Here is a 15,413-nt window from a genome sequence, read left to right on the forward strand (position 1 = left end):
CTCCGCCCCCGCTCCTGTCCGGCCAAGGAGAGTGCGTCATCAACGCGTCCAGCAGCCCCCCTGCCGTAGAACTGCACGGCATCACCAAGCGCTTCCCCGGCGTCGTCGCCAACCACGACATCGACATCACGATCGGCAAGGGCACGGTCCACGCCCTCGTCGGTGAGAACGGCGCCGGCAAGTCCACCCTGATGAAGATCCTCTACGGCATGCAGAAGCCGGACGAGGGCACCATCGCGATCAACGGCGAGCAGGTCTCGTTCTCCAACCCGGGCGACGCCATCGAGCGGGGCATCGGCATGGTGCACCAGCACTTCATGCTCGCCGACAACTTCACCGTCCTGGAGAACGTCGTCCTGGGCGGCGAGAAGCTGTACGGCATCGGCTCCGGCGCCCGGAAGAAGATCAAGGAGATCTCCGACGCGTACGGCCTGGGCATCCGGCCCGACGCGCTCGTGGAGGACCTCGGGGTCGCCGACCGGCAGCGCGTGGAGATCCTCAAGGTCCTCTACCGGGGCGCCCGCATCCTGATCCTGGACGAGCCGACCGCGGTCCTCGTACCGCAGGAGGTCGACGCGCTCTTCGCCAACCTGCGCGAGCTCAAGGCCGAGGGTCTGACCGTCATCTTCATCTCGCACAAGCTCGGCGAGGTGCTCTCCGTCGCCGACGACATCACGGTGATCCGCCGCGGCACGACCGTGGGCACCGCCGACCCGGCGTCCACCACGACCAAGCAGCTCGCCGAGCTGATGGTCGGCAGCGAGCTGCCCTCGCCGGAGACCCGCGAGTCCACCGTCACCGATGTGCCGATGCTGCGCGTGCAGGACCTGGCGCTCACGGTCACCGACCCCGACGGCACCGTCCGCGACGTGCTCGCCGGCATCGACCTCACCATCCACCAGGGCGAGGTCCTCGGCATCGCCGGGGTCGAGGGCAACGGGCAGACCGAGCTGATCGAGGCCCTGATCGGCATGCGCATCCCGGACGGCGGGGTGATCACCCTCGACCGGGACGACATCTCGCAGGTCCCCACCCGCAAGCGGCGCGAGGCCGGCATCGGGTACATCCCCGAGGACCGCCACCGCCACGGCGTCCTGCTGAACGCCCCGCTGTGGGAGAACCGCATCCTCGGCCACGTCACCGAGAAGCCCAACAGCCGCGGCTGGCTGCTGGACAACAAGGCGGCCCGCGCCGACACCGAGCGGATCGTGCGCGAGTACGACGTGCGCACCCCCGGCATCGAGGTCACCGCGGCCTCCCTCTCCGGCGGCAACCAGCAGAAGCTGATCGTCGGCCGCGAGATGAGCCACGCGCCCAAGCTCCTGATCGCCGCCCACCCCACCCGTGGCGTGGACGTCGGCGCGCAGGCGCAGATCTGGGACCAGATCCGCGAGGCCCGCCGCGAAGGTCTTGCCGTCCTGCTGATCTCGGCCGACCTGGACGAGCTGATCGGGCTCTCCGACACCCTGCGCGTCATGTACCGCGGCCGACTGGTCGCCGACGCCGACCCGGCCACCATCACCCCGGAGGAACTGGGCTCGGCCATGACCGGCGCCGCCACCGGGCACCTCGAAAGCCCGGAGGACGAGGCCCGATGAAGAAATTCGACAAGGACCGGCTGATCCTGGGCTTCGCCGGCCCGGTGCTCGCCCTGGTCGTCGCCCTCGCGCTGACGACCGTGGTGCTGCTCGCCTCCGGCCGGAACCCCTTCGAGCCGTACCGGATCATGTTCGAGTCGGCCAGCTACGTCGACGTACAGGTCCTGATCGTCAACCAGGCGGGTACGTACTACCTCGCCGCACTCGCCGTGGCCGTCGGCTTCCGGATGAACCTCTTCAACATCGGCGTCGACGGGCAGTACCGCCTCGCCGCCATGATGGCCGCGCTGGTCGGCGCGAGCGTCAGCCTGCCGGGGCCGCTGCACATCGCGCTGATCGTGATCGTCGCGATGCTGGTGGGCGCGTTCTGGGCGGGCATCGCGGGCTTCCTCAAGACCACCCGCGGGGTGAGCGAGGTCGTCTCGACGATCATGCTCAACTCGATCGCCACCGCCCTGGTCGCCTGGCTGATCCTGCCGAAGAACTTCGGCGAGCAGCCGGCCGGCTCCAACAACCTGACCACCGGTGAGATCCCGGAGTCCGGCTGGTTCCCGGGGCTGCCGATGGGCGACCAGGCCGGGGAGATCTACGGCTTCACGTTCGTCGCCGCGGGCTGCGGCCTCCTGTACTGGTTCGTGCTGAACCGCACCCGGTTCGGCTTCGACCTGCGCGCCACCGGCGCCAGCGAGAGCGCCGCCCAGGCGTCCGGCGTGGACGCCAAGAAGATGATCCTCACCTCGATGCTGATCTCCGGTGCGGTCGCGGGCCTGGCCGGCATGCCGACCCTGCTCGGCGACACCCACACCTACAGCCTCGACTTCCCCACCGGTATCGGCTTCACCGGCATCACCATCGCGCTGCTGGGCCGCAACAACCCGCTCGGCATCGCCTTCAGCGCCCTGCTGATCGCCTTCCTGGACAAGTCGTCGGCCTCACTCGACCAGTACGGGTACGAGAAGGAGATCGCCACGATCATGCAGGGCCTGATCGTGATCTCGGTCGTCGTCTCCTACGAGCTGGTCCGCCGGTACGGCATCCGCCGCCAGCAGCAGAAGGTCGGCGAGGAGCTCGCCGCCGGCCATGCCATCAAGACCGAGAAGGAGGCGGCCCTGTGAGCACGAGCAAAGCCACCGCCGCACGCGTCGCCCCCACCAAGGGCGGCGGCCGCCGCAAGCTCTCCCTGCCCGTCGTCCTCCTGATCATCGCGGGCGCGCTCGCCCTGGTCTCCCTGGTACGCCTCATCAGCGGCGCCAACGACGTCACCTCGGTCGGCCAGGTCGCCGGCGCCCTGGAACTGGCCGTCCCGATCGGCCTCGCCGGCCTCGGCGGCCTGTGGGCCGAGCGCGCGGGCGTCGTCAACATCGGCCTCGAAGGCATGATGGTCCTGGGCACCTGGTTCGGCGCCTGGGCCGGGTTCCAGTGGGGCCCGTGGGCGGGCGTCCTCTTCGGCATCCTCGGCGGCTGCCTCGGCGGCCTGCTGCACGCGGTCATCACCGTCACCTTCGGCGTGAACCACATCGTCTCCGGTGTGGCCATCAACATCCTCGCCGTCGGTGTCACCCGCTACCTCTCCAACTTCGCCTTCGACGGCATCGAGGGCGGCTCCTCCAAGCAGTCCCCGCGCATCGATCCGATCGACAAGATCACCATCCCAGGGCTCTCCGACTGGCTCCAGGACCTGCAACAACAGCACTGGTTCCTGATCTCCGACATCGCGGGCATCCTCGGCGGCCTGGTCACCGGGCTCTCCCTGCTGACCGTCGTCGCCCTGCTGCTGATCCCCGCCACCTGGTGGATCCTGTGGCGCACGCCGTTCGGGCTGCGGCTGCGCTCCTGCGGCGAGTCCCCGGTGGCCGCCGAGACCCTCGGCGTCAACGTGTACAAGTACAAGTACATCGCCGTCACGGTCTCCGGCGGTCTGGCGGGCCTGGGCGGCGCGTTCCTCGCGATCGTCGCCACCGGCATCTACCAGGAGGGCCAGACCGGCGGCCGCGGCTACATCGGCCTCGCCGCGATGATCTTCGGCAACTGGATGCCGGGCGGCATGGCGCTGGGCGCCGGGCTCTTCGGCTTCACCGACAGCCTCAAGCTGCGCGGCGGCGCGGAGAACGTCCACGCGATGCTGCTCCTGCTGGCGATCCTGCTGGTCATCGCGGTGTTCTGGCAGCTCTACCGGAAGAAGTACGTCGCCGCGGTGATCTCGGCGGCCGTCTCGGCGCTGCTGTTCACCTGGTACCTCCTGACCGACCAGGTGCCGAGCCAGTTCGTCGACGCCGCGCCGTACGTCACGACGCTGCTGGTCCTCTCGCTCTCCGCGCAACGGCTGCGGATGCCCAAGGCGGACGGCGTGCCGTACCGCAAGGGCGAGGGCAAGTGACGCCGCCCGCCGCCGGGGGCCCGTCCCCCGAGACGTTCGGCGAGGCCGACTGGGAGGCCCTGCGGGCCGCGGCCCGGGACGCCATGTCCCGGGCGTACGCCCCCTACTCGGGCTTCCCGGTCGGTGTCGCCGCCCGGGTGGACGACGGCCGCACGATCACCGGCTGCAACGTGGAGAACGCCAGTTACGGCCTCTCGCTCTGCGCCGAGTGCGGTCTGGTCTCCACGCTCCACGCCACCGGCGGCGGCCGGCTGACCCACTTCACCTGCGTGGACGGCACCGGGGCGATCCTCGTGCCGTGCGGCAGGTGCCGGCAGCTGCTGTACGAGTTCGGCGGCCCGGAGCTCCTCCTGGAGACGCCCGACGGGCGGCGCACGCTGGACGCGATGCTGCCCCAGTCGTTCGGCCCGCAGCACCTCGGCTGAACCCCGTATCTCCCGGCGGTGGCCCTTCCCCTTCGCGGAAGGGCCACCGCTCTTCCCTCTCTCTATGCGCGTAGAGTCATCGAGGACTCTTGCGTACGCACCCGGCCGGAAGGACTCCCATGGACGCCATCTCCGTCATCCGCACCAAGCGGGACCGAGGCGAGCTGACCCCCGAGCAGATCGACTGGGTCATCGACGCCTACACCCGCGGCGAGGTCGCCGACGAGCAGATGTCCGCCCTCGCCATGGCGATCCTGCTCAACGGGATGAACCGCACCGAGATCGCCCGCTGGACCGCCGCGATGATCGCCTCCGGCGAGCGGATGAACTTCCGAGCGCTCTCCCGCCCCACCACCGACAAGCACTCCACCGGAGGCGTCGGCGACAAGATCACCCTGCCGCTCGCCCCGCTGGTCGCCGCCTGCGGCGCGGCCGTGCCCCAGCTCAGCGGCCGGGGCCTCGGCCACACCGGCGGCACCCTGGACAAGCTGGAGTCCATCCCCGGCTGGCGGGCCCACCTCTCCAACGCGGAGATGCTCGACGTCCTGGACACCACCGGCGCGGTCATCTGCGCCGCCGGTGACGGCCTCGCCCCCGCCGACAAGAAGCTGTACGCGCTGCGCGACGTCACCGGCACCGTCGAGGCGATCCCGCTGATCGCCAGCTCGATCATGTCCAAGAAGATCGCCGAGGGCACCGGGGCGCTCGTCCTGGACGTCAAGGTCGGCTCCGGCGCCTTCATGAAGACCATCGAGGACGCCCGCGAACTGGCCTCCACCATGGTCGCGCTCGGCACCGACAGCGGGGTGCGCACGGTCGCGCTGCTCACCGACATGTCCACCCCGCTCGGCCTCACCGCGGGCAACGCGCTGGAGGTCCGCGAGTCCGTCGAGGTGCTGGCCGGCGGCGGCCCGAGGGACGTCGTCGACCTGACCCTCGCCCTCGCCCGCGAGATGCTGGACGCCGCCGGGCTCAAGGACGCCGACCCGGAGAAGGCCCTCGCCGACGGCTCCGCCATGGACGTCTGGCGCCGGATGGTCTCCGCCCAGGGCGGCGATCCGGACGCCGCGCTCCCGACCGCCCGCGAGCAGCACATCGTCACCGCACGCTCCTCCGGCGTACTGACCCGCCTGGACGCCTACGACGTCGGCGTCGCCGCCTGGCGCCTCGGCGCGGGCCGCGCCCGCAAGGAGGACTCGGTGCAGGCGGGCGCCGGCGTCGAGCTGCACGCCAAGCCCGGCGACACCGTCACCGAGGGCCAGCCCCTGATGACGCTGCACACGGACACCCCGGAGAAGTTCGACTACGCGCTGAAGGCGCTGCCCGAGGCGTACGACATCGCCCCGGCCGGCACGTCGTTCGCACCGCTGCCGGTGGTGCGGGAACGTATTGCCTGACCTGCGGTTTCCCCATATGGGTGAACGGGATCGGTGGACTGCCGCCGGTCCCGTTCGGCATGCTGGACTCGGTGACGTACCGATAGAGGAGACCGCCATGAGCGCACTCACCGTCGAGCCCGTTCCGAGCCCCGGCCAGGACTGGGACGACCTGGTCCGGATCTGGGAGGAGACGGACGCACCCGAGGGCTGCAAGGTGGAGATCATCGAGGAGATCGTCACCGTGTCGCCGCCGCCGTCCAAGGACCACAACACCACCGCTGCCCTGCTCCAGCGCAGGCTCTACGCCGTTGTCCCGGAGGACTGGGAGATCTACCAGACCCTCGGCCTCTCGCTGCCGGGGCGGGGTGGGATCTACATCCCCGATCTCGTGGTCGTCCCCCGCGCGGTGGCCTCGGGGCCGGGCAGCACCGTGCCTGCCGAGGAGGCCCTGCTCGTCGCCGAGATCACCTCCCGCGCCAACGCCAACCACGACCGCGTCAGCAAGGTGAACGGCTACGCCAAGGCCGGGGTGGAGCTGTTCCTGCTCCTCGGCCCCTGGCACTCCGGCCGCCCGACCGCGACGCTGTACGGGGAGCCGGAGAGCGGTACGTACCGGGTCCTGGAAACGGTCGAGTACGGACGGAAGCCGACCCTCCCCAAGCCGTTCGGTCTGGTCCTGGACACGGGCGTCTTCCCCATCGGCTGACACGCGGACGGCCCGCCGCACGGAGAGGTTCCGTGCGGCGGGCCGCCGTCATGCGAGCGTGAACTACCGCGCCTATCGGGTCACTTGCCGAAGTACGCGCTGTAGATCTTCACCGACGAGGTGTTGCCCTTCTTGTCGGTGACCTTGGCGGAGAAGGAGATCGCCTTGCCCTTGGCCGGGTTCTTGACGGTGATCCTGCCCTTCTTGACGGTGACCTTCTTCCAGGTCTTGCCGCCGTTGTAACTGACGTACGTCTTCAGCGACTTCAGGTTCTTGCCCGCGGCCGCGCCGTGCACCTTCACCGGCACCGAGACGGTCTTCCCCGCCTTGACCCGGCCGTCGGCGCCCACGGCCGGGGTGAACCGGACGGTGGAGACGGGCAGCATCGTGAACGCGGTCTTCTTCGAGCGGAACGTCCAGGCCGCGTCCACCCGGGTGGAGAGCGGGTTGACCTTCGTGCTGTGCCCGACCGTGGTCGTCAGCCTGTAGTCGGCCGCGCCCGCCGGGACCCGGAAGGACTCGCCTCCGGACACCGGGTCGCCGTTCTGGCCGAGCTTCTTGCCGTTGCGGTACAGGACGGTCTTGGCCGACGTGAACAGCATCCCGCCCGCGTTGCCCGGGCCGTCGGCCAGCAGCGGGAGGAAGCCGGCGATCTCGTTGCCCTCACGGACCACGCCGTAGTCCTTGTCCACCAGCGGGCCGAACACCGCGGTGTTCACGGACTTCGCGTACGTCTTGCCCGCCTTGTACCTCTCCTCCTCGCTGACCTGGTAGTCGGCCTCGTACGTCGGCCAGCCGTCCGCGTCGAGCGGGCCCTGCTGGTCGAAGTCGAGGCTCCAGGCCACCTTGTCCGCGGTGGAGACGTACAGCGTGCGGGTGCCGGGCAGCTTCTGGTCGATCGAGGTCGCCCAGCTGCCGCCCTGCGTGGGCAGGAAGGGGAAGGCGGTGATCGAGCCCTTCTTCTTCGGCGCGGCCGAGCCCATGGCGATCTTCACCTTCGCCAGTTGCGCCGTGGTGAACTTCCGGTCGAAGCCGGTGGCGAGCTGCTTGACCGTGCCGCCGACCGCGATGTCGTACTCGGTCGACGCGCCCTTGCTCCAGGTGCCCGACCAGTGCTGGGCGAGCGAACCATCGGTGATCTTCGGACCGGCGTGGAGCGTGCGGATACCGGCCGGCGAGTCCATCACCCAGCCGAAGGAGACGGTGTCGCCCCCCGACTCCACCACGTAGTCCGGGGAGAACAGCTGCCCCTTCGCCTTCGCGTCCGGCACCGTGAGCTTCACCGGCTTCGCCTTGCGGGCGTCGAACGTCAGCGAGGTGTTCTTGGCGATCGCGACCTTGGGCTGCGCGATCCAGTCGGCGCCCTTGGTGACGTCGTCCGGGTCGTTGTAGACCGTGGAGTTGACCACGTACGTGCCCTTGGGCACCCGGATCTTCGCCGTGCCGTCGACGACCCGCGGGCTCAGGAACGGGTCGCCGGACTCCGTACCGAAGCGGAAGAGCGTGCTGTCCGCGTAGGCGGCGGGACGGCCGTCCCGCCCGAGGTGCTTGACCGTGACGTCGTAGCTCTCCACCTCGCGCTCGACCGCGGCGGCCGTGCGCACGGTCTGCCCGCCGCCGGTGGCCACCAGGTACGCGGCGTACGTGCCGTCGGCCGTACCGCCGAGCCGGGTGTCGGCGGTCAGCGTCACCTCCGCCGTGCCGCCAGCCGGGACGGTGACCCGGTCCGCGCCGAGCGTGAAGAAGCCCGCCGGAGCGGGCTTGCCGCCCGGGCCGGTGCCCGTCACCTTCAGATCGAGGGTGACCTCGCCCGTACCGAGGTTGCGGTACGTGACCTTCTCGGTGGCCGGCTCGTCGTCGGTGTGCGGCCACTGCTGCACCCCGAAGCTCACCGAGACCGGGTCGGCGACCACGGTCTGGGCGATCGCACGGTCCACCGCGATCCGGCCGGAGCCCTGCTGGAACGGGTTGTACGCGCCGGGCTTCGTGGACGCGGTCAGCGCGCCCTTCAGCTCGGTGTACGCCCAGTCGGGGTGCTGCTGCTTGAGCAGGGCGGCCGCGCCCGCGACGTGCGGGGTGGCCATCGACGTACCCGAGATCGTCGCGTAGCCGGCGGGGTTCTCACCCACCTCCTTCGCGATCTGCGAGCCGGACGGGATGGCCGCCGTGGTGTCCACGCCGGGGGCCGTCACGTCGGGCTTGACCGCCCCGTCCCCGACCCGCGGGCCGCGGCTGGAGAAGTCCGCCAGCTTGTCCTGGTCGTCGACCGCGCCCACGGTCAGCGCGGCGTCCGCGCTGCCCGGCGAGCCCACCGTGCCCGCGCCGGACCCCTCGTTGCCCGCGGCGATGGCGAACAGGACGCCCTTCTCGGCCGACAGCTTGTCGACCGCGGCCTCCAGCGGGTCCACCTCCGGGGTGTCCGTCCCGCCGAGGCTCAGGTTGATGATGTCGGCGCCCTGGGCGACCGCCCACTCCATTCCGGCCAGGATGCCGGAGTCCTCGCCGTACCCCTCGTCGTCGAGCACCTTGCCCGCGAGCAGCTTGGCGTCCGGGGCCACGCCCTTGAGCTTTCCGCCCGACCTGGCGCCGGTGCCCGCCGCGATCGAGGCGACGTGCGTGCCGTGGCCCACCCGGTCCTTGGTGTCCGCGGAGGTGCTGAAGTTCTTCTCCGCGAGGATCTGGCCCTTGAGGTCGGGGTGGGTGGCGTCCGTCCCGGTGTCCAGGACCGCGATCTTGACGCCCTTGCCGGTGAACCCGGCCTTCCATGCCGCCGGGGCGCCGATCTGCGGGACGCTCCTGTCCAGACTCGCCCGGCGCACCCCGTCCAGCCAGACCCGGTCGATGCCGGCCGCGGTGGTGACCCGCTCACCGCCCGAGCGCCGGTCGGTGAGCGCCTTCCAGATGGCCGGCGCGTCGGCGGTCGGCGTGGTCACCGACTCGGCGTTCAGCGACGTCAGGCTCCGGCCCACCTCGGTGGAGCCCGCGCCACGGACCTGTGCCTTCGCGGTGGCGGTCTGCTTGCCCCGGTAGCCGACGATCAGCTTCAGACCGTCGCGCTGGGCCCGGAGGTTCTCCGGGCGGCTCAGCTCGGTGATGTCGAACAGCCGCCGGTCGAGCTTGCCGGAGACGATCAGCCGATGGGCGTCGGCCGGGACGACGAGTGTGTGTCCCTTGCTGCTCATCCGCTGCACCGGGATGTTCTCCCGGCCCTTCGCGGGCCGGAAGGCGACCGGCTTGCCCCGGTCGTCGACGGTGACCCGGTCACCCGTGACGAGGGTCAGCCGACGCAGCTCCCTCTCCTGGGAACGGTCCTGGGCCCGGGCGTCGGACGACGCCCGGGGATCCGGCTGGGCGACGGCGGACGAGGTCATGCCCGCCGCCATCGCCACGGCCACGGCAGTGGCTACCGCCGGTATGCAGGCGGTTCTCACGTGTCTGCGCAACTCTCCCCCTGGAGAACTCGATGGCTTCTCGGTCCCGCCGGTCCGCAGAGACGCAGGAACGACGGCTGCGGCCCGTCGGTTCATCGAACTAGAGGTAATGCTGGGGGAGTTGGTTCACGCACGTGGTGCCAGGAGTTCACAGTTGTCGCAAAACGGCCCCTCCGTGGCGGGTCCGCGCGGAGGGGGCCGATGAATTTCGCCCGCCGGTCCGGTCTGCCTGGTGTGGATACCGAGAATCCGATCGTCCTGACGGTGACCGGCCAGGTCAGCCGTGCCGTCGTACCCGACCTCTGCGTCGAGCTGGAGCGTGCTCTCGCCGACCCGCGCGGGGCGGCCCTCGCCCCGGGCGCGGCGGTGGACTGCGATGTCGGCGGAGTGATCCGGCCCGATCTGACCGTGGTCGAGGCGGTGGCCCGCCTCGCGCTCGTCGCGCGCCGGTCCGGACGCACGCTGCGGCTGCGCCGCGTGCCCCCCGAACTCCGGTCGCTGCTGGACCTGGTGGGGCTGGCCGACGTGGTGACCCTGGAGGAGGGCCCGGAGGGGAGGGTGCCCGACCCGCGCTGACGCCGGGCGCGCACGGATGCCGGACCCGTACGGTCGCCGGCCGCGCGCCCGCGTGCGTACGCGCGCACGCGGCTGTCGGTCGGGGCCCGGCTCTCCGGGTGTGCCGCGGGGTGCCGGGCCCCGACCGGTGACCCCTACGCGTCGGCCGGGAGCCGTTCCGCCAGGCCGAACAGCGGGAACCAGCGCGGGACGTCCAGGAAGCAGTGCATCCCGGTGATCGCCCCGTCCTGGATGTCGATGACCTGGACCGCCCACGGCACGAACCCGTCCCCGTCCTCGGCGGGCTTGTAGTGCGCGAAGCCGGGGGAGCCGTTGGCCAGGACGGGCACCAGCTTGGAGCCCGCGCACGCCGCGCCGATGGAGGTCATGAACCCCGTGATGTCCCCGGTGCCCCGGAGCCACAGGTCGAACGGCGGCATCGTCATGACCGCGTCCTCGTGGAGCAGTGCGGTCAGGGCGGTCATGTCATATCCCTCGAACGCCTTCACATAGCGCTCCAGGAGCTTCTGCTGCTCCTCGTCGAGGGGGTCCGCCGCATCGCCCGCCCGGCCCTCCGTCTGGGTCAGCGTGGCGCGGGCCCGCTGCAGGGCGCTGTTGACCGAGGCGACGGAGGTCTCCAGCAGTTCGGCCACCTCGGCGGCCTTCCAGGCGAGGACCTCGCGCAGGATGAGCACGGCGCGCTGCTTGGGCGGCAGGTGCTGGAGGGCGGCGACGAACGCGAGGCGCACCGACTCGCGCGCCACGGCCGCCTCCGCCGGGTCCTGGACCGAGGGCAGGATCCGGCCGTCGGGCATCGGCTCCAGCCAGACGTTCTCCGGGCGCGGGCTCAGCGCGGCCCGGGCGAGCGGTGTGGGGCCCGTCAGGTCGACCGGGCGGGCCCGCTTGTTGCCCGCGTTCAGCATGTCCAGGCAGACGTTGGTGGCGATCCGGTAGAGCCAGGAGCGCAGCGAGGAGCGGCCCTCGAACTTGTCGAAGTTGCGCCAGGCCCGGACCAGGGTGTCCTGGACCGCGTCCTCGGCCTCGAAGGCGGACCCGAGCATCCGGTAGCAGTAACCCGTCAGCTCGATCCGGTGCGCTTCCAGGCGGCTGTCGATCCCGGAGGCGTCGGCGCCCCCGGAGCCCTCCGCCGCTCCCGCGGCCGTCGTCGTGGTCAGATCGCTCATCGCTCCACCCCTGTCGCGCGCAGCCGCGCTGTGGCATCCGTCACCCGGTACGTCGGAAGCTACCGCAGGCCACTGACAGTCGGGGGCGGAGAGAGGACGAGGGGTGCCCGGCGGCCGTGGCTGCGGCCACGATCCGCCCGGCACCCCTCAAGGTGTCCCGCCTGTACCGGGCGCGTCGCTCAGGTCCCGGGCTTGCGCCCGTACACGTACACGTCGTCGCCGTTCTTCAGCAGTTTCCAGTATGCCTTCGCGTCGGCGGGGCGCATGTTGACGCAGCCGCCGGAGCCCGGCGGGTTGTACATGGACTTGGTCACCGAGTGGAAGGCCTGGCCGCCGTCGAAGAACTGGGAGTGCGGCATCCAGACCTTGTAGATGGTCGACCAGTGCTTGATGCTGCGCCAGTAGATCTTCTTGGACCCGGTCCGGGTCTCGACGCCGTTCCGGCCGGTCCGCACCGGCACCGGGCCGTAACTCAGCTTCTTGCCGTCCTGGATCCAGCTCAGCTGCCGCGTCAGGTCGACACAGGCGATGCGCCCCTTGTTGGTGGGGCACTTCTTCGCCTTGTTGGGGTTCTTCCCGGCCGCCTTCTGGGCGAGCATCGTGTTCATCGTGCGCCAGGTCAGCGGACCGGCGTAGCCGATGGTGGGGGTGATCCCGTGCTTCTTCTGGAACTTCTGGGTCGCCTTGCAGTCGGCCGTCGACTGCTTGCCGTCCACGGGCCGCTTCAGGAACTTCTCGACCTGCTTCTGGTGCGGCCCCACCGACTTGGTGCAGGACGCCGCGTGGGCGGCGGTGCCGGTGCCCAGGACCAGGGCCGGAGCGGCCACCAGTCCGGCGACGGACAGGGCCACCCCTCGTCGCAGAGGTCTTCCGGATATCTTTGCCGTGACTCGCATGCGCGCCAACTCCCCTTCGCCCACAGTGCGTCGCTGGTTACGCCTGGTAGACGTGCGAAGGGGGGCGGTGGTTGCGCGCCGGTATGTCTCCGTTGTGCTTCAGCGGGTCGCGGGGACGAGCGCCCGCCGCTCCGCACGCGCCACCCGGGTCCCGTACAGGGTGATCGAGACGACCCCGAGGACCGCGAGCAGCCCCAGGGCCACCGTCGCCGTCCAGCCCCCGGCGTGGAAGGCGACCGCGCCCAGCGTGCCGCCCGCGCTGGAGCCCAGGTAGTACGCCGACTGGTAGAGCGCCGAGGCCTGCGCCCGGCCCGTCGTCGCGGTGCGGCTCACCGATGACGAGGCGACCGCGTGCCCGGCGAAGAAGCCGGCCGTGATCAGCACCAGGCCCAGCAGTACGGCGGCCAGCTGGTCGGCCAGCGAGAGCAGCAGCCCGGCGGCCGTGGTGGAGACCGCCAGGTAGAGGGCGCCCCGGCGGCCGAGGCGGGCCACCAGGCGTCCGGCGGCGGCCGAGGAGACCGTACCGACCAGGTAGACCAGGAAGATCGAGCCGATGACGCCCTGCGGCAGGCTGAACGGCTCCTCGACCAGCCGGTAGCCGATCACCGTGTAGACCGCGCCGAACACCGTCATGAACAGTGCGCCGATCGCGTACAACCGGACCAGCAGCGGGTCCGCCAGGTGCGTGGCGACGGTCTTCGCGAGGGCCTTCGGGTTCAGCGAACCGGGCCGGAAGTTCCGGGCCTTCGGGATGAGGAAGTGGAACGCGACGGCGCACGCCAGCGCGAGCAGCCCGACCGCCGCCAGCGCGGCGCGCCAGCCCCAGGCCTGGGCGACCCACCCGGTGAGGATGCGCCCGCTCATACCGCCGATGCTGTTGCCCGCGACGAACAGGCCGATCGCGGCGATCAGCGCCTTGGGCCGCACCTCCTCCGCGAGATACGCCATCGCGGAGGCCGGGAGTCCGGCGAGCGCCGCACCCTGGACGGCGCGCAGCGCGATCAGCGCGCCCATCGAAGGGGCGAAGGGCACCAGCAGTCCGACGAGCACCGCGATCGCCAGCGACGCCGTCATCATCTGCCGCCGGCCGAACCGCTCCGAGAGTGCGCTCAGCGGCAGCACGAACAGGGCCAGCGCCCCGGTCGCCGCCGAGACCGTCCAGCTCGCCTGTCCTGCGGTCGCGTCGAACGACGCGGAGAGCGCGGGCAGCAGCGCCTGGGTGGAGTAGAGGAGCGCGAAGGCCGCGACACCGGCGGCGAAGAGGGCGAGGCTCATCCGGCGGTAGCCGGGGCGGCCGGGCTCCAGGCGCTCATGGGTGGCGGCGGCGGGCTCGGCGGTGGTGGTGACGGGGGACTGCGGGGCAGAGGCATCCACGACGATGGTGGATGCCCCGGTACTGGCGGGAGGCATACCTCGAAAGTAGAGCGGGACGTTTCATGCGTCCAATGCACAGAACTGCGATAATCAATCCCATGGCGCATGAACGCAGCTCAGGGCCTCGGCTGTCACCGAGCAGTTACGAAGAAGACATCCGGGCCGTGCTCGCGCCTCGCCTCGCGTACTTCGAGGCGGTCGCCCGGCACGAGCATGTGACCCGCGCCGCACAGGAGCTGGGCGTCCCGCAGTCCACGCTCTCGCGGGCCATGGTCCGGCTCGAAGCGGACCTGGGCGTCGCCCTGTTCGCCCGCAGGGGCCGCACCGTCTCGCTCACCCCGGCGGGCCGCACCTTCCTCGGCTCGGCGGAACGGGCCCTGGCCGAGGTGGAGAAGGCCGCCGACTCGGTCCGGGCTGACGCCGACCCGACGGCGGGCCGGGTCTCCTTCGGCTTCCTGCACACCATGGGCTCGGAGACCGTGCCCGCCCTGCTCCGCGCCTTCCGGGTCGACCACCCCAAGGTCCGCTTCCAGCTCGTGCAGAACTACGGCGAGGCGATGATCGAACGGCTCCGCGCGGGCGGCCTCGACCTCTGCCTCACCTCACCCGTGCCCGACGCCCCCGACCTGGTCGCCCGCCGCCTCGACGAACAGCGGCTGCGCCTCGTGGTCCCCGACGACCACCGCCTGGCGTCCCGCCGGCGCATCCGGCTCGCGGAGGCCGCCGACGAAACGTTCGTCACCCTGGAGCCCGGTTACGGGCTGCGCCGGATCACCGACGACCTGTGCGCGGAGGCGGGCTTCACGCCCCGGGTCGCCTTCGAGGGCGAGGAGGCGGAGACCCTGCGCGGGCTGGTCGCCGCCGGGCTCGGGGTGGCCCTGCTGCCGCCGCCGGCGGTCGCCCGCCCCGGCGTCGTCGAGCTGACCGTCACCGCACCGCGCGCCGCCCGCGAGATCGGGGTCGCCTGGCTGGACGGCCACCCCGACACCCCGCCGGTCGCCGCCTTCAAGCGCTTCCTGCTCTCGCGCCGGGGCAATCTGCTGCCGGACTGAGCGGGCGCCCGGCGGGCCCTGCGTTCAGTGCCGCAGCGACCGGCCGAACCCGGCGGCCAGCGGCATCCGCAGCCCCAGCGGCGGCGGTGCGGCGAGCGCGTCCGCGACCGGGCGGGCGTAGGACCGGGCGAAGAGCGAGCCGCGCACGAAGTCGGCGGCCAGTGCCATCACTTCGGAGCGGTGCTGGCGCAACGCGTGGCCGTCGGAATGGACTTCGAAGCGGCAGGTGTCCCGGTTGGACTTCTTCGCCCGCTCGGCCAGCCGGTAGGACAGCTCCGGGTCGGTGCGCTCGTCGTTGGTGCCGTGCACGATCAGCACCCGCCGCCCCACCAGCTGCTTCACCGGCTCCGGTCCGTCCGCCGCACGCTCCGGCAGCCACGGGGCCAGCGCCAGCACCGAGGTGACCGCGCCGTGCCCGGCGGCCCGCAGCGCGGCC

General features: G+C 71.4%; 12 protein-coding genes and 1 pseudogene. 8 read left to right on the top strand and 5 right to left on the bottom strand.

Going from position 1 to position 15,413, the window contains the following annotated elements:
- Window positions 1–14 precede the first annotated feature (14 nt).
- The 6 genes from HET64_RS25650 to HET64_RS25675 all read left to right on the top strand — a co-directional run bounded on the left by HET64_RS25650 (window position 15) and on the right by HET64_RS25675 (window position 6,485).
- Window positions 15–1,598: an ABC transporter ATP-binding protein gene (locus HET64_RS25650; RefSeq protein WP_215109440.1), complete on the top strand. Its 1,584-nt coding sequence runs from the start codon at window positions 15–17 to the stop codon at window positions 1,596–1,598.
- On the top strand, window positions 1,595–2,713 hold the full coding sequence (locus HET64_RS25655; RefSeq protein ID WP_215109413.1) for an ABC transporter permease: 1,119 nt from the start codon (window positions 1,595–1,597) through the stop codon (window positions 2,711–2,713). The genes HET64_RS25650 and HET64_RS25655 overlap by 4 nt, the downstream gene beginning before the upstream one ends.
- Window positions 2,710–3,975: an ABC transporter permease gene (locus HET64_RS25660; protein WP_215109415.1), complete on the top strand. Its 1,266-nt coding sequence runs from the start codon at window positions 2,710–2,712 to the stop codon at window positions 3,973–3,975. The genes HET64_RS25655 and HET64_RS25660 overlap by 4 nt, the downstream gene beginning before the upstream one ends.
- The gene (locus HET64_RS25665; protein WP_215109417.1) at window positions 3,972–4,400 is read left to right on the top strand and encodes a cytidine deaminase; all 429 of its coding nucleotides are present in this window, start codon (window positions 3,972–3,974) and stop codon (window positions 4,398–4,400) included. Before HET64_RS25660 ends, HET64_RS25665 begins: the two co-directional genes overlap by 4 nt.
- Window positions 4,401–4,519: 119 nt before the next feature.
- The gene (locus HET64_RS25670; RefSeq protein ID WP_215109419.1) at window positions 4,520–5,797 is read left to right on the top strand and encodes a thymidine phosphorylase; all 1,278 of its coding nucleotides are present in this window, start codon (window positions 4,520–4,522) and stop codon (window positions 5,795–5,797) included.
- Window positions 5,798–5,894: 97 nt separating this feature from the next.
- Complete coding sequence (locus HET64_RS25675) at window positions 5,895–6,485, top strand: Uma2 family endonuclease (protein ID WP_215109421.1); 591 nt, start codon at window positions 5,895–5,897, stop codon at window positions 6,483–6,485.
- Window positions 6,486–6,565: 80 nt separating this feature from the next.
- Here HET64_RS25675 and HET64_RS25680 read toward each other — a convergent pair whose 3' ends face one another.
- A complete protein-coding gene (locus tag HET64_RS25680) occupies window positions 6,566–9,868 on the bottom strand; it encodes a S8 family serine peptidase (protein WP_215109442.1) in 3,303 nt (1,100 codons plus the stop codon).
- 249 nt (window positions 9,869–10,117) lie between these two features.
- Between HET64_RS25680 and HET64_RS25685 the strand changes: the two genes are divergently transcribed.
- Window positions 10,118–10,492 (top strand): STAS domain-containing protein, encoded by a 375-nt coding sequence (locus HET64_RS25685; protein ID WP_215109423.1) that lies wholly within the window; start codon window positions 10,118–10,120, stop codon window positions 10,490–10,492.
- Window positions 10,493–10,626: 134 nt separating this feature from the next.
- Here HET64_RS25685 and HET64_RS25690 read toward each other — a convergent pair whose 3' ends face one another.
- The 3 genes from HET64_RS25690 to HET64_RS25700 form a co-directional block, all read right to left on the bottom strand.
- Window positions 10,627–11,655 carry a sigma-70 family RNA polymerase sigma factor gene (locus HET64_RS25690; protein WP_215109425.1) on the bottom strand — a complete coding sequence of 343 codons (1,029 nt, stop codon included), beginning with the start codon at window positions 11,653–11,655 and terminating at the stop codon, window positions 10,627–10,629.
- 179 nt (window positions 11,656–11,834) lie between these two features.
- Window positions 11,835–12,551, bottom strand: a complete 717-nt coding sequence (locus HET64_RS25695; RefSeq protein ID WP_215109427.1) for a L,D-transpeptidase — start codon at window positions 12,549–12,551, stop codon at window positions 11,835–11,837.
- Between the two features lie 99 nt (window positions 12,552–12,650).
- On the bottom strand, window positions 12,651–13,961 hold the full coding sequence (locus tag HET64_RS25700) for an MFS transporter (RefSeq protein ID WP_215109436.1): 1,311 nt from the start codon (window positions 13,959–13,961) through the stop codon (window positions 12,651–12,653).
- A 62-nt stretch (window positions 13,962–14,023) separates the two neighbouring features.
- Between HET64_RS25700 and HET64_RS25705 the strand changes: the two genes are divergently transcribed.
- Window positions 14,024–14,977 (top strand): LysR family transcriptional regulator, encoded by a 954-nt coding sequence (locus tag HET64_RS25705; protein WP_215109438.1) that lies wholly within the window; start codon window positions 14,024–14,026, stop codon window positions 14,975–14,977.
- 24 nt (window positions 14,978–15,001) lie between these two features.
- Here the strand turns inward: HET64_RS25705 and HET64_RS25710 are convergent.
- A pseudogene (locus HET64_RS25710) lies at window positions 15,002–15,413 on the bottom strand (alpha/beta hydrolase); the annotation flags it as partial.

It is taken from the genome of Streptomyces sp. McG3 (assembly GCF_018619185.1).
Classification (GTDB): Bacteria; Actinomycetota; Actinomycetes; order Streptomycetales; family Streptomycetaceae; genus Streptomyces.

Coding starts and splice junctions, on each gene's coding strand:
- HET64_RS25680 (WP_215109442.1), bottom strand. CDS start 9,868: ATGGCGGCGGGCATGACCTCGTCCGCCGTCGCCCAGCCGGATCCCCGG.
- HET64_RS25670 (WP_215109419.1), top strand. CDS start 4,520: ATGGACGCCATCTCCGTCATCCGCACCAAGCGGGACCGAGGCGAGCTG.
- HET64_RS25695 (WP_215109427.1), bottom strand. CDS start 12,551: ATGCGAGTCACGGCAAAGATATCCGGAAGACCTCTGCGACGAGGGGTG.
- HET64_RS25700 (WP_215109436.1), bottom strand. CDS start 13,961: ATGCCTCCCGCCAGTACCGGGGCATCCACCATCGTCGTGGATGCCTCT.
- HET64_RS25675 (WP_215109421.1), top strand. CDS start 5,895: ATGAGCGCACTCACCGTCGAGCCCGTTCCGAGCCCCGGCCAGGACTGG.
- HET64_RS25690 (WP_215109425.1), bottom strand. CDS start 11,655: ATGAGCGATCTGACCACGACGACGGCCGCGGGAGCGGCGGAGGGCTCC.
- HET64_RS25685 (WP_215109423.1), top strand. CDS start 10,118: ATGAATTTCGCCCGCCGGTCCGGTCTGCCTGGTGTGGATACCGAGAAT.
- HET64_RS25655 (WP_215109413.1), top strand. CDS start 1,595: ATGAAGAAATTCGACAAGGACCGGCTGATCCTGGGCTTCGCCGGCCCG.
- HET64_RS25705 (WP_215109438.1), top strand. CDS start 14,024: ATGGCGCATGAACGCAGCTCAGGGCCTCGGCTGTCACCGAGCAGTTAC.